At 48.6% G+C, this 12,771-nt stretch carries 14 protein-coding genes; 3 read left to right on the top strand and 11 right to left on the bottom strand.

Features of this window, described 5'->3' with window-relative positions:
• Nucleotides 1-52: 52 nt before the first annotated feature.
• From ACI2NF_RS03255 to ACI2NF_RS03230, 6 genes are all read right to left on the bottom strand, one after another.
• Complete coding sequence (locus ACI2NF_RS03255) at nt 53-442, bottom strand: DUF6015 family protein (protein ID WP_400147160.1); 390 nt, start codon at nt 440-442, stop codon at nt 53-55.
• 9 nt (nt 443-451) lie between these two features.
• Nucleotides 452-2,032, bottom strand: a complete 1,581-nt coding sequence (gene serA / locus ACI2NF_RS03250) for a phosphoglycerate dehydrogenase (RefSeq protein ID WP_400147159.1) — start codon at nt 2,030-2,032, stop codon at nt 452-454.
• Complete coding sequence (locus tag ACI2NF_RS03245) at nt 2,029-3,099, bottom strand: pyridoxal-phosphate-dependent aminotransferase family protein (protein ID WP_400147157.1); 1,071 nt, start codon at nt 3,097-3,099, stop codon at nt 2,029-2,031. Before ACI2NF_RS03245 ends, serA begins: the two co-directional genes overlap by 4 nt.
• A gap of 109 nt (nt 3,100-3,208) precedes the next feature.
• Nucleotides 3,209-4,360: a pyridoxal phosphate-dependent aminotransferase gene (locus ACI2NF_RS03240; RefSeq protein WP_400152577.1), complete on the bottom strand. Its 1,152-nt coding sequence runs from the start codon at nt 4,358-4,360 to the stop codon at nt 3,209-3,211.
• Nucleotides 4,361-4,464: 104 nt separating this feature from the next.
• Complete coding sequence (locus ACI2NF_RS03235) at nt 4,465-5,538, bottom strand: formate--phosphoribosylaminoimidazolecarboxamide ligase (protein WP_400205193.1); 1,074 nt, start codon at nt 5,536-5,538, stop codon at nt 4,465-4,467.
• Between the two features lie 73 nt (nt 5,539-5,611).
• Nucleotides 5,612-6,397 (bottom strand): Cof-type HAD-IIB family hydrolase, encoded by a 786-nt coding sequence (locus ACI2NF_RS03230; RefSeq protein WP_400195857.1) that lies wholly within the window; start codon nt 6,395-6,397, stop codon nt 5,612-5,614.
• A gap of 133 nt (nt 6,398-6,530) precedes the next feature.
• Between ACI2NF_RS03230 and ACI2NF_RS03225 the strand changes: the two genes are divergently transcribed.
• Nucleotides 6,531-8,186 carry a hypothetical protein gene (locus ACI2NF_RS03225; protein WP_177971778.1) on the top strand — a complete coding sequence of 552 codons (1,656 nt, stop codon included), beginning with the start codon at nt 6,531-6,533 and terminating at the stop codon, nt 8,184-8,186.
• Complete coding sequence (locus ACI2NF_RS03220; RefSeq protein WP_400151387.1) at nt 8,183-9,097, top strand: RPA family protein; 915 nt, start codon at nt 8,183-8,185, stop codon at nt 9,095-9,097. Before ACI2NF_RS03225 ends, ACI2NF_RS03220 begins: the two co-directional genes overlap by 4 nt.
• Nucleotides 9,098-9,119: 22 nt before the next feature.
• Here the strand turns inward: ACI2NF_RS03220 and ACI2NF_RS07420 are convergent, their stop codons facing one another.
• From ACI2NF_RS07420 to ACI2NF_RS03190, 5 genes are all read right to left on the bottom strand, one after another.
• Nucleotides 9,120-9,719, bottom strand: coding sequence for a zinc ribbon domain-containing protein (locus tag ACI2NF_RS07420; protein ID WP_400152573.1), 600 nt, complete (start codon nt 9,717-9,719; stop codon nt 9,120-9,122).
• Between the two features lie 84 nt (nt 9,720-9,803).
• Nucleotides 9,804-10,376, bottom strand: coding sequence for a zinc-ribbon domain-containing protein (locus ACI2NF_RS03205; RefSeq protein ID WP_400150469.1), 573 nt, complete (start codon nt 10,374-10,376; stop codon nt 9,804-9,806).
• Between the two features lie 51 nt (nt 10,377-10,427).
• On the bottom strand, nt 10,428-11,237 hold the full coding sequence (amrB, locus tag ACI2NF_RS03200; RefSeq protein ID WP_400206731.1) for an AmmeMemoRadiSam system protein B: 810 nt from the start codon (nt 11,235-11,237) through the stop codon (nt 10,428-10,430).
• Nucleotides 11,238-11,284: 47 nt separating this feature from the next.
• Nucleotides 11,285-11,896, bottom strand: a complete 612-nt coding sequence (rpsB, locus tag ACI2NF_RS03195) for a 30S ribosomal protein S2 (protein WP_177971783.1) — start codon at nt 11,894-11,896, stop codon at nt 11,285-11,287.
• A gap of 9 nt (nt 11,897-11,905) precedes the next feature.
• Complete coding sequence (locus ACI2NF_RS03190) at nt 11,906-12,076, bottom strand: DNA-directed RNA polymerase subunit K (RefSeq protein WP_177971784.1); 171 nt, start codon at nt 12,074-12,076, stop codon at nt 11,906-11,908.
• 176 nt (nt 12,077-12,252) lie between these two features.
• Between ACI2NF_RS03190 and ACI2NF_RS03185 the strand changes: the two genes are divergently transcribed.
• The gene (locus ACI2NF_RS03185) at nt 12,253-12,771 is read left to right on the top strand and encodes a DUF2240 family protein (RefSeq protein ID WP_400150471.1); all 519 of its coding nucleotides are present in this window, start codon (nt 12,253-12,255) and stop codon (nt 12,769-12,771) included.

Below are 12,771 nucleotides of genomic sequence, written 5' to 3'. Positions count from 1 at the left end.
AAGGGGAGGTCACCGAAAGGTGACCTGATGATATGACTTCACTATTGTCGAATCAATTGGCGCTTCCGCGCTCCCAGATGTCGTCAGGAAGATCATCGTATGTTGTGTCGCGTTCCTCTTCCTCATCCTTCTTCTTGATCAGACCGTCGATCAGATCCTGTATCTTCTCTCTCCTGAACAACCAATAATGGATCCTCCACTCCCTACCATCGTAGAGTGTGGTCTCTTCCCTCTCGGTCGTAAGGATGGTAGCATCCTCGAGCATGTAGAACGCGTCACGGTCCTCCGGCTCGAGGATGTTATCGATTATCCTGTCCGAATATCCGAAGAAATTCAGGACATGATGGGCCAATTCATATGCCGCCTCTTCCTGTATACCTTCGTTATTGGGGCTGTTCTTGATCGCCTGGGTCAATTCCTCTACGGTCACGATGCTCCTCATGGTATCACTTCATAGGGCGATGAACTTAGCTTTCTCGAAACCTGCTGCATCGATGACCTTCTTGGCGACATCGTCCTTGATGTCATGGTCCACAGTGAGGACCATCATCGCGGTTCCGTTGGGTTCGTTCCTTGCGACGACCATCTGTCCTATGTTCACATCGTTGTCACCGAACGCCTTTCCTACAGCACCGATGACTCCAGGCTGATCCTTGTAACGTGCAACGAATATGTCGCTCTGGAGAGGCATCTCGAATGTGTATCCGTTCAGCTTGGTGAGACGCGGGACACCTGCGAACACCGTTCCCTTCACGCATGTGATCTTGCCGTCGGTCCCCTCGAGCTTTATCTCGACCGCATCATAGGTCGATGAATCATCGAGTTTGGATTCCTTGTATGTTATGCCCTTGCTCTTTGCGATGGAGACTGCATTGATTATGTTAGCCTTCTCTCCGATTATCTTGTTGAGGACACCGATCACTGCGAAGATGCCGATCCTCTTCGTATCCCTCTTGGATACAGGTCCGCTGTAGATGACCTCCATGTTCTTGACGGGTCCACCTACGAGCTGCTGTGCGATCGTACCGAGATCCTCTGCCAAAGGCAGGAACGGTGCGAGTTCGGGATCGAGCTTTCCGCGAGGTGCGTTGATAGCGTTGTTGATGACTCCCTCTTTGAGGAATTTAGCAGCTGCTTCAGCCACTTCCACTGCGACCCTCTCCTGTGCTTCGACGGTCGATGCACCAAGATGCGGTGTGACGATGAGGTTCTCCAACTCAAGGAGTTTCATCTCCTTCTCATCGAGAGGTTCGTGCTCCCAGACATCGAATGCCGCACCTTTGATTATCCCGTCCTTGAGTGCTGTGTAGAGATCGTCCTCTACGACGATACCTCCGCGTGCGACATTGACCAACATCGCATTCGGCTTCATCCTCTTGAACTGATCGAGATTGATCATGCCTCTTGTCTCAGGGAGAAGTGGCGTGTGGATGGTCATGATGTCCGAATGCTCGATGACATCCTCGAGTGTCGTCAACTTCACCCCTACCTCGTCAGCTACCTCCTTCGGAAGATATGGATCGTAACCGAGGAAATCCATGTTGAAATGCTTGAGACGCCTTGCGACCTCGCTTCCGACACGGCCTACTCCGATGATACCTAGGGTCTTGCCGTTGAGCTCGATACCTGTGAATTTGCTTCTCTTCCATTCGCCCTTGTGCATGGACATGTGTGCCTGAGGTATGTTCCTCGCAAGGGACATGATCATGGCGCATGTGTGCTCTGCTGCAGATAGTGTGTTAGCAGCAGGGGTGTTCATCACAAGGATACCTTTCTCTGTTGCAGCAGGAACATCCACATTATCGACACCGACACCAGCACGGCCGACGACCTTCAGGTTCTTGGCGGCATCGATGACCTTGGCTGTGACTTTCGTACCGCTCCTGATGATCAATGCATCGTAGTCTCCGATGATCTTGCATAGGTCTTCCTCAGAAAGACCTGTGTTCACATCGACGTTCAATCCTGCATCCTTCAATATATTGAGTCCGTCCTCAGAGAGCGGATCCGAAACCAATACCTTCATTGTCATTGCATCTCCTCCGATGTCTCATCCATCGCTGAAAGCAACTCCTTCAGCATGGATGGTGTGATGTCACCCATGTGACCGATCCTGAATGTGGACCCTTTGACCTCCCCATATCCGTTGGAAATCTCATATCCCTTGGATTTGAGTTTTGAATGGAATGTGTCGAAGTCGAGATCCCCACGGTTCACGACACCGATCGTCTTGGACCTGTACCCTTCCTCAGGGAACAATCCGTTGAACTTCTCATCAGCCCACCTCTGTACCATGGATGCCATCTCCTCGTGTCTCTTGTACCTGTGGTCCATCCCTTCCTTGAGGATGTTGTCCAACTGATAGTCCAATGCATACATGAGCGATACAGGGGGTGTCGTCAATGCGTAGTTGTCATCTGCATTCTTCTTGAGTTTCACGAAATCCGTGTAAAATCCTTTGTTCTTGACATTCTTGGATTTCTCGATAATCCTGTCGCTGACAACAGCTATCGCGAGTCCAGGAGGGAGAGCGAGTGCTTTCTGCGTCCCGAATATCATCGCATCGGGCTGGAGTTTTGGAAGATCCAAGTCCGCTGCCATCGCGGATGTGACCGCGTCGACGATTATGAGCGCATCCGGGTTCTGTTTCCTGACCTCCTCTGCGAGTGCTGTGCTGTTGCTCAATACACCTGTAGAGGATTCGTTGCTCACCCATGTGACCGCTTCTACATCCTTCGTCACTTTGCCTTCAATATCCGAGGGCCTCATCGCCTTTCCCCAAGGAACGTGGATCTCGGCCACGTTCTTACCGTTGGCTGTTGCGCATTCGATCAATCTGTTACCGAAAGAACCGTTCGAAATACCGAGACAGTTGCTCGACACCGCATTCCTGACTGCACCCTCGATCAATACGGTTGCTGAACCTCCGACAAGGAATATGTCGTCGTCCGTCCTGAGTGCTTTCCTTATCTTCTCTACGATCGCACCGTGAAGGTCCTTGTATTCCTTGCACCTGTGTGTGATCATCGGCTTCGTCATTGCCTGAAGGGTCTCCTGTGCTACATACACAGGTCCAACGGTGAAGAGTTGTCTACTCATATTCTATCCCTGATTTCGCGTATTCCACTGCATAGCAGTGGCTGACGGTGAACCGTTAATACGCCATCCTATAAAGAAGGTTGCGCGCGAGAGTAACGACGTACAAAGATCAGAGGCTGTTCAATACCTTCTTCATCCTTGCTATGCCCTCTGTGATGTCATCCTCACTTGCGGCATATGACATCCTGAATGAACCTTCTCCGCAAGGACCGAATGCCCTTCCAGGTGTTACTGCGACATGACCTTCCTGCAACAACTTCTTCGCTACAGTGTTCGAATCAACGTCCTTGTCCAATCTGGGGAAGAGATAGAATGCCCCATCAGGCTTGTTGCACTCGAGATCCTTGATCTCTGACAGGAGATCCAATGCTAGGTCACGGCGTTTCTTGAATTCCTTGACCATGGCATCCCTGGCTTCCTGCGGACCCTCTATCGCCTCTATGGCAGCTTGCTGTACGAATGATGTGCAACACGTGATGGAATGCGTCTGCAATTTATTGATGGATTTGATGTCATCGGCGATGAGCCAACCTATCCTCCACCCTGTCATGGCATACGTCTTCGATAGACCGGATACGGTGTATGTGCGCTCCCACATGCCTGGCAAGGATGCCAATGACACGTGCTTTCCGCTGTAGATGATGTGTTCATAGATCTCGTCCGCCAGGACTATGATGTCCTTTTCTACACAGATCTCCGCTATCGCTTTCAACGTGTCCTCGGGTTGGACCGCACCAGTCGGATTCGATGGTGAGTTGATTATGATCGCTTTCGTCTTCGGAGTGATCGCGGCACGTACCCTCTCGGGGTCGATCACATAGCCCTCGTTGAAATATGTGGGCACATAGACAGGTTTAGCACCTGCCAGAAGGACCACCGCCTCATACGACACCCATGCTGGATCAGGTATCAGGACCTCGTCCCCGGGATCCAGATATGCCAGTGCCCACATGAATATGGCCTGTTTGGTAGGCGTCACAAGGACATTCTGCGGTCCGCAAGGTATGCCGTTCTTGGCCCTTGTAGAATCTGCGATATCCTTCCTGAGTTCGGGCAATCCCATAGAGGGAGTATAATGTGTGAATCCTTTGTGTAGCGAATCGACAGCTGCATCAATGACATTTCCTGGCGTGGTGAAGTCTGGCTCCCCCAGAGAAAATGAGATGATGTCATCGATACCGCTTGCTTTCATCTCGCTAACGAGATTTGATATTGCCACGGTACCCGATGGAGGGACCGCCTGTAGCCTCTGCGAAACCATGATCTCACCGTAATTACTACTGTGTAATCATATCAGTGATAAATAACCTTGAGCCACAATATCGCTATTTTATAGCGTTGGATGGCATATCCATACTGACAGGATCAGGTCATGAGGTCCTTGAGGTGTCCGTTCTTTATCGAATCCCTGATCTCCATAGCGATCCTTCCGCCTGTACTCAGGCCGGGATAGATCAGATCGGCATACGGTGAACCTGAGATGAACGGGTTCGTACCTGCGACGATTCTTGTCGAGATCTCGAAGACCTTGAATTCCAGCTTATCGTTGACGACTGTTTCGAGACAGAATGGTCCCCACATTCCGCCGAACAACTCATATGATCTCTCGACAGCATTCTCCGCCATGGCGAACGCCTTCGGAAGGAGTGATTCCCTTATAACCGCAGGAGTGTTCCCTGTGACCACGAATGATGGATAGAGGCCGTGACGTTTCGCATCCTCGATCGAACCCAGTTTGTACATCTCATCGATGTTACTCTCATCACGCCTGTCGATCGATAGCATCTCCAACGATCCACCTCTCTTCAGCTTGTAACCATCATCCTTGAACGGCGAGTAGAAGAAGTGCAAATAGTACCTGGTACCGAGACAGTATTCCTGGATCGAATATGGCATACTGTTATCGATGGACATCTTGAAATCAGGATAATCCTTAGCGATGAAGTAACCCATTCCCCCTTTGGCTCCATGGTATTTGACCATCACAGGTTCGGTTATCTCCCTAGCATCAGTGAAGATGCGTGGCATGTTGATCCCTGCGGAGGTGAGCCATTGTCTCTCCATGTCTCTGTTCGACTCCCATTGCAGGACGGAACGGTTGCAGTAGACGGGCACCTCATAGTCTTCGAATCTCTTCGGACCCATGTATTCGACGAATGAACCGTGAGGGATGATGATGACATTCTTCTCGTAGAGTTCATCGACCCTCGCCTCCATGTCCTCGAAATCCTTGTACTTGATTATCTCATCGGGCTTCGCCAATGGGAATGCGTCATAATATTTGGTGTCGTGTTTTATGGTGAGACCCAAAGTCTTGAATCCCATCTTACGTGCCCCGTGGAAGATCTGCAAGGACGAATGCGAACAAAGCGTCGCTATCGTAATATCATCAGGATCATAAGTGTCCAAAATCTCGTCGATTCTCTTCTTTGGGACCATGACGTCTTATCGTGTTCATCAATATAAACGTAATCGTTCATGGATTCAACGATCGAACGCGATTATCGGCCCCTTATGAGAAGTATTTGTCCAGTATCTCTTGTACGCCATCGGACATTTCGCCCTTGGATACTATATCGGCGACATCCTTCAATTCATCAACGGCATTCGCCACCGCAACACCCGTACCAGCCCATTCGATCATCGCGATATCGTTCTTGTTATCGCCGAACGCGATGACGTCCTCACGATCGATATCGAGGTGCTCGCATACCATCCTGAGTCCGTGTGATTTATCCACGCCTTTCGGCATCACTTCTATGACATATGCGCTGGATTGTGTGACAGACAAGGATGGGTGCATCGCAGAAATATCATCGATTATCCCTGATGTCTCCGATGGATCGGCGATTATCACGATCTTAGGTGCGGGACTGAGATCCATCTTCAGAAGATCGCCGAAACGTATCTCGGCGGATCTTGAATCCATATCGCTCCTGAGCATGGGGCTGTCACGATCCGTGAGGATCGTATCACCATGGTATGTCTGCACATAACGTCCGTGATCATAGCAATATCCGATCACGTCCCTCATAATGTCGACATCGATATCGATCTCAACAGAAGAACCATCCTCCTGCACGACTACGGAACCGTTGTAAGATATGATCGAACAATCCAACCCCATATCTTTGATGAGATCCCTCTGCGTACATGTCATCCTCCCGGATGCTATCGCAATATGTGCGCCCTGTTCATTTGCACGTCTTAGTGCATCGACCACGCCCTTGGTCGGCCTCTTATCGACACCCAAAAGAGTACCGTCAAGATCAGTGGCGACGAGTCTGTACCCCACCATGTTCACACCTAGTCTATGGATGCGATTAAACCGATCGGATATAAATCGACGACCCCTCAAAATTCTTTATATATTGATAAATGCAAAGCGGTATCGAGCATAGCACAATGCTTCTCTGAAAGGAGTCGATACAATGGAGATTGAAGAAATAACACCCCACATAGAAGAGATCAAAAGGGTGCTGAATGAGAAAGTCGACGATGAGGAACTCATAAAGGAGTTCAGAAAATACACTGAGACATACCGTATGTCCCCAGAAGAAGCTAAGAGAGGGATTATCAGGAAGCACGGTGGACCGACGATCGAATTCGTTACCGCCGATGCGGTCGTCAAGAAGATCGGTGATCTCACAGGCAACGAACAGAATGTGGACATAGTGGCGAAGGTGCTCACCTCCGAGAAGAGAGAGATCAACGCCAGAGGCTCGGTGAAGAAGATCGTTTCCGTTTTCATTGGTGACGATACCGGAAAGACATCCTTGACCATATGGGATGGTAATGCCGATCTCGAAAAAGGTGAGACGTACAGATTCAAAGGCTGTTATTCGAAGAAATGGAATGACAGGGTACAACTGAATCTCGGACAGAAGGGAGCTGTAGAGAGGTCGGATGTGAAGGTTGATGTCATCAACGATATGCAATCCGAGGATACGACCCCGCAGGAGAAGAAGATCGGTGATCTCACAGGCAACGAACCCAATGTCAATATCGTTGCCAAGGTGGTCTACGTTGAGAAGAAAGATATCACCGTCAAGGGCGTGCCCAAGAACATATCATCAGGGATAATCGGTGACGAGAGCGGTAGCGCATCGTTCACCGTCTGGGAGAACCCTCCGGAACTCGAGAAGGGAGCGGTCTACAGATTCAATGGGTGCTATACAAGGAAATGGAACGATAAGGTCCAGATAAACATAGGACAGAGGGGCACCATAACAAGGGCCGATGATGTCAAGATCGACCTTCCAGAAAGGAATCTCTCCCTTTCTGTTTCAGAGATAAAGATCGGAGAGATAAAGGAGAATTCAGGAAGCGTCACAGTCACAGGACGCATACTCACATCTGAATCAAGACAGGTGACAGTGAAAGGAGAACCGAAGACAGTATACTCCGGACTAATCGCCGATGACACCGGCAAGATACAGTTCTCCGCATGGAATGATTATGGTCTGAAGGAAGGAGAGACCGTCTGCGTCAAGAACGCGTACATTCGCTCATGGCAAGGCATACCCCAATTGAACCTCGGGGACAGATGTGAGGTCTGCAGAGTGGATGATACATTCGATGACACTGCCATCGGAACAAGCACAGAAAGGACGATCGGGGACATACTCAAGAATGGAGGCGGATTGGACATCACGCTCAGAGGTACGGTCGTCGACATAAAGGCAGGTAGCGGATTGATCAAGAGATGCCCCATCTGCAACCGTTCGATACTTGATACAGGGTGTTCTGCGCACGGGATGCAGGACGAACCGATCCCCGACCTCAGGATGAAACTCTCCGTAGATGATGGAACGGGTTCGATAAGTGCGATAATGAACCGCGATATAACTGAAAAACTTACTGATATCACGCTAAAAATGGCCATCGACCTCTCAAAGGCACGCGGCCCTGGTATGGTCGCTACAGAGATGGCTCCAAAGATCCTTATGAAGAGGATAAAGATACGTGGCAATGTCAAGATAGATGACTTCGGCCCTACGATGATCGTCACCGAGGCAGAACCCGACAAGGTGGATATCGAGGCGGAAGCGACCAAACTCCTCAAAGAAGTGGAGGCTAAAATATGATGGCTAGAGAAGCTGCGTGGAGAATATTCCCTGGCGAATTGACAGCATCCACGATAGAGAGGAAAGGGAATGATGAGAAATCACCGACATACGTATTGAGCCCTCTCGGTGCGATGATCAACAGAGTCATGATCGCTGGTGTGCTCACAGAAGTGGAGAACAAAGGCTCAGAGGATGAACCTCTTTGGAACGGAAGGATCAATGACCCGACCGGCAACTACTACATAAGTGTCGGTAGGTACCAACCTGAGGCTGCCGCCACCATGGCAACGTTGGAGACGCCATCGCTTGTCGCTGTCGTCGGCAAGGTGAGGACATACACCTCGAATGATGGTCGTGTGTTCATATCCATACGTCCCGAGCGTATCGTCAACATCACAGAAGAGGAACGTTATGCATGGATGCTCGATGCGTCCAAGTCATTATGGGAGAGGCTGCTCAACATCAAGAAGGCACTTTCCGATCCGAATGCAAGTGTGGATTCGCTCAAGCAGATGGGATTCGATGATCATGATGCCGAAAGCATCACGATGGCACTCGACACCTATGGTGTGCCTGATTCGTCAAGATATCTGAAGATCATACAGACCGCACTCAGATTCCTGTTGCCGAACAATGAGGTTGACTTCGGACTTCCAGAGAATGAGAGTGACATACCCGATGAGATCGACATCCCCAACAATTCGTTGAAATCTTCGGACTTCGGGAACGATGCCGAAAGCAAAGAGGACATCATACTGAGGATATTGCAGGAACTCGACAATGACTCACGTGGTGTTCCTGTCGATGAGATCAAGAGACGTGCGGAGGCCGAAGGCATCACGGAAACAGAGGTTGAAGAACTCTCCAGCGCACTCATGGATAAGGGGTTGGTGTACGAACCCAATCTGAATTATCTTAAGATAATCTGAACCGATGGGGCTCTATGCCCCATCACAACAATTCATAATCCGAGAATTGATCGCGCGAAGTATAGAGTATGACGGATATCGCCACACCTATCAGGAATTGTGCGACCGAAATGAACATTATTATCGCATTTTCAAGTCTTGGTACGAATAGAGGGCCGATCAATATCGTGAATGAAGAGGCCAATGCAAAAGAGAATGCCCAGACGAAATGTGAGCGGTGAAGACAAAGATACATGGACATCAGAGAGAACACGCCGGTTATCAGGTGGCATGCTCCAACGTTCTGAAGCGAAAGCACGAAATCCAATCTCGTAATACCCAGTGTTTTGATGATCTCATCCCAACGCTCTTGACCGGCAAGGAACTTGATGACATCCGCAACATTATCTGAGAAGAATAACTCTGGTACCGATAATAGTATCGAGAATACGCCATACATCCCAAGGAGTACCGTCACCCAATTCAGCCTGATCTCGGATGATGTGTGGAATAATGGTCTAAAATCATGGATGTTGGTATCATAAACTATCCTTATGCCGCATTCTGGACAGTATTTGTAATATTTTGACAGCTCCTTCCCACAATTCGAACAGAAAATATGGGTCCCGTCATCATCATCCATGCTTAGCACTAGAACATTTATTGAATAAATATTGTCTGACAAATATCCTATTTAAAGGAAGAAAAATGAGAGAGGGTTGCTCTCTCAAAATGTTTGTTTCTTGAACGCGTCACTACACGAACAATACAGTACTACGAACACCACACCTATGATCAATCCTATTACTGAAGCGGCGGATAAGGCTGTGGAAATCACCATTCCCACCAGACCGGGTATGTATGCCTTCTTTGTGAAGCATGAGTATGCTGGAATGATGGTAATTATGCCGATGATCACACCGAAATAACCCATGTAGGTGAATACATCTCTCATAAAACTCTCCGCACCAGCCAAATCTGTTACAACACCCATGTCTATGAGCTGTTGTGCCGTTTCAGGCCAACTTGGATCCGTAATCACCTGTTCCATTAACGAATCGATGGACACTAGGAATACGATACCTCCGATGATTGCTAGCACCGCATAGACGATGCAACAAATACCGATGACCTTCAAACGGTTATTCATCGAGTTCTCTTTCATAGAAGCATATGGATTCATAGTTACTGGAGCATCAGACCTTTCGACCTGCGCACCGCAACTCTTACAGAACATAGCCCCATCATCTAATTCAGCACCGCAATGGACGCAAAATTTCAGATCACTGTTATCTGTCATGATAGATATCTCATGCAAATCCTTGGAAATATAATTTATCACATATCAGATTCAATAGAATATCGCCGAAGCGTAACCGACAACGGATTCCTTTTGATAATTCAATGCATCATATGAATCGGAATAACAAAGTAACTTGCCGTTTGCAGGAGATATCGCTTCGATCATCGCTGAGATGGGGCCGTATCCACAAGCAGTGACACCACTTCTTATCACATCGTATATCCCGTTGATATCCATAGAGCAGATGCGATCGATCAACGCGTGATCGTTCACAGATGCTATCGGTTTGGGAACATAATGGGACATATCACTCGATGCTATCACGATCACATCCATACCCTTACATGCCTCACGTACCAATCTCCCGATACGTTTGGCAGATTCGATGCTTTGATCGCTCATTATCAACGGAACGATCTTTGCATTTGGATCGATATATTGGATGAACGGTACTTCCACCTCGATCGAATGTTCGAATCTGTGTGCCTCTGCTACCACAGGGATGTCCTCTGACAGCTTATCTATGATACGAAGATCGACATCGCATTCCCCGAATGGTGTGAGATAAGGTTCATCACATAACGCACTATCGAAAGGTATCCCGTAATGATCCGGACCGATGATCACGTATGCATCCGGCAACCCATCCTCTGCGATCTTTCTGTAGGCATGGGCGGCATTCATACCGGAACATGAATATCCTGCGTGAGGGACGAGCGCACCTTTTATCATCCTTTTATCATCAGAACTGCCTATTTCCCCAGGGCCCAACTCGTGGCGAAAACAACCAGAGATACTTTCCTTTAATGCTGATTTATCTGCTGGATAGAATTTCCCAGCAACTGCAGGATACCTCATAGAATGAAAATATGGTTTGAGAAGGAAAAAGTTTGTGTGCTCTGACTTCAAAGCTTGGATTCGAAATCTTCGATTTCCATTGTGAAGTCAGCAGGATCTTTCAAGTCTCCCCTTGCGAGAAGTACTTCCCTTGTAAGGACCCAATAGATGCATGCGAGTGCACGCCTTCCCTTGTTGTTCGTAGGGACGACGAGATCGACATTCCTTGTCTCGTTGTTTGCATCGCACATTGCAATGATCGGGATTCCGATATCGATTGCCTCTTTGAGTGCCTGTTTGTCTGCTGCGGGATCGGTACAGAGGATGACCTCGGGCTCAACGAATCCAGCGTTCATAGGGTTTGTGAGCGTTCCAGGGACGAAACGACCTGCGAATGCGGGTGCTCCGATTGCCTTTGAGAATTCTCTTGCAGGCCTCTGTCCATACTGCCTTGCCGATACAACGAGGATTCTCTTGGGATCGAAACGTGCAAGGAACTTTGCCGTTGCCCTGATCCTGTCGTCCGTTTTCTTGACGTCAAGGACATAAAGTCCATCCTGCCTGACCTTGTAGATGAAATCCTTCATGTCAGCGCTTTTCTGCTGTGTGCCGATGTGTACGCCGGATGTCAGATAGATATCCTCTGCGACCAATAAGTCGGTGTTCTCCGCTTCACTCATGTGTAAACCTCATTCTCTAATGACTGTGATAGGGACCAAGTCCTTATCGTATTCCAGCATGGCGATGTCGATTGGATCCAGCATACCTGCTGGAACATCTACGAGAACGGGTGCACCGAACGAAATTTGAAGCGCTCTTGCACCGATAATCCTTGCCTTCTCAAACCTAGTGTACTTCATAGTTCACCATACCGGAGTATGTCAGATATTAGGGTCTTACTTATAAAGCTTACTGTATTTACAAGCGCCCCATATCCTTATTACTCTATTAGTAGTGAACAACACATCCGATAAAACTGTGTCGTTATCGGAGAACTGTGCGACGGATTATTATCTTATGAGACACTGCAAGGTCGATGACGAGTGAACTCACCGTTTGTGCAGCGGCCTTCTTGAGGAATAAAGGGAAGACAGTGGTCGCAGAGAACGAATTCCTGATGGGGATGTCCATGGACTACCACTGGATGCCGTACGGTGACGCCAAGAAACTATTGGATATACTCATCAGATCGGATATATTCAAGAAGAATGGTGAATATCTCAAAGCTTCGTTCGAATTATCAGATGTGGATGTGCCTGTGGCATATAGGCCATCCGAATCGTTGATGGAGAGCATCAGATCATCGAAAGTTGTTACGACTCCCAAGAAAGAACCCCCTAAGAAAGGGCCGGTGCCCGAGAATCTACTACCCTTGTTGATCTCCGAAGCTATAGATGCCCATATGGATAAGAGGGATTTCATGTCGGCGGCCAACGCACTTCAAAAAGGATTGAACATCGACATCCTTGCCGCAGGACTGATCATACTCAGGGATGTCGGTGTCGATATAGGTCATCTGACCGACCGCGTATATGCCGCGGTATCGAAGAAGTGA

Source organism: Candidatus Methanarcanum hacksteinii (assembly GCF_964305265.1).
Taxonomy (GTDB): domain Archaea; phylum Thermoplasmatota; class Thermoplasmata; order Methanomassiliicoccales; family Methanomethylophilaceae; genus Methanarcanum; species Methanarcanum hacksteinii.
The sequence above is the reverse complement of the archived record's forward strand: the minus strand, read 5'-3'. Positions and strand labels throughout refer to the sequence as shown.

Bases quoted from the DNA above. Each gene is read 5' to 3' on its own strand.
- ACI2NF_RS03190 (WP_177971784.1), bottom strand. From the start codon at position 12,076: ATGAAGTACACTAGGTTTGAGAAGGCAAGGATTATCGGTGCAAGAGCG.
- amrB (WP_400206731.1), bottom strand. From the start codon at position 11,237: ATGAGGTATCCTGCAGTTGCTGGGAAATTCTATCCAGCAGATAAATCA.
- rpsB (WP_177971783.1), bottom strand. From the start codon at position 11,896: ATGAGTGAAGCGGAGAACACCGACTTATTGGTCGCAGAGGATATCTAT.
- ACI2NF_RS03230 (WP_400195857.1), bottom strand. From the start codon at position 6,397: ATGGTGGGGTACAGACTCGTCGCCACTGATCTTGACGGTACTCTTTTG.
- ACI2NF_RS07420 (WP_400152573.1), bottom strand. From the start codon at position 9,719: ATGGATGATGATGACGGGACCCATATTTTCTGTTCGAATTGTGGGAAG.
- ACI2NF_RS03240 (WP_400152577.1), bottom strand. From the start codon at position 4,360: ATGGTTTCGCAGAGGCTACAGGCGGTCCCTCCATCGGGTACCGTGGCA.
- ACI2NF_RS03185 (WP_400150471.1), top strand. From the start codon at position 12,253: ATGACGAGTGAACTCACCGTTTGTGCAGCGGCCTTCTTGAGGAATAAA.
- ACI2NF_RS03255 (WP_400147160.1), bottom strand. From the start codon at position 442: ATGAGGAGCATCGTGACCGTAGAGGAATTGACCCAGGCGATCAAGAAC.
- serA (WP_400147159.1), bottom strand. From the start codon at position 2,032: ATGACAATGAAGGTATTGGTTTCGGATCCGCTCTCTGAGGACGGACTC.
- ACI2NF_RS03245 (WP_400147157.1), bottom strand. From the start codon at position 3,099: ATGAGTAGACAACTCTTCACCGTTGGACCTGTGTATGTAGCACAGGAG.
- ACI2NF_RS03205 (WP_400150469.1), bottom strand. From the start codon at position 10,376: ATGACAGATAACAGTGATCTGAAATTTTGCGTCCATTGCGGTGCTGAA.
- ACI2NF_RS03220 (WP_400151387.1), top strand. From the start codon at position 8,183: ATGATGGCTAGAGAAGCTGCGTGGAGAATATTCCCTGGCGAATTGACA.
- ACI2NF_RS03225 (WP_177971778.1), top strand. From the start codon at position 6,531: ATGGAGATTGAAGAAATAACACCCCACATAGAAGAGATCAAAAGGGTG.
- ACI2NF_RS03235 (WP_400205193.1), bottom strand. From the start codon at position 5,538: ATGGTCCCAAAGAAGAGAATCGACGAGATTTTGGACACTTATGATCCT.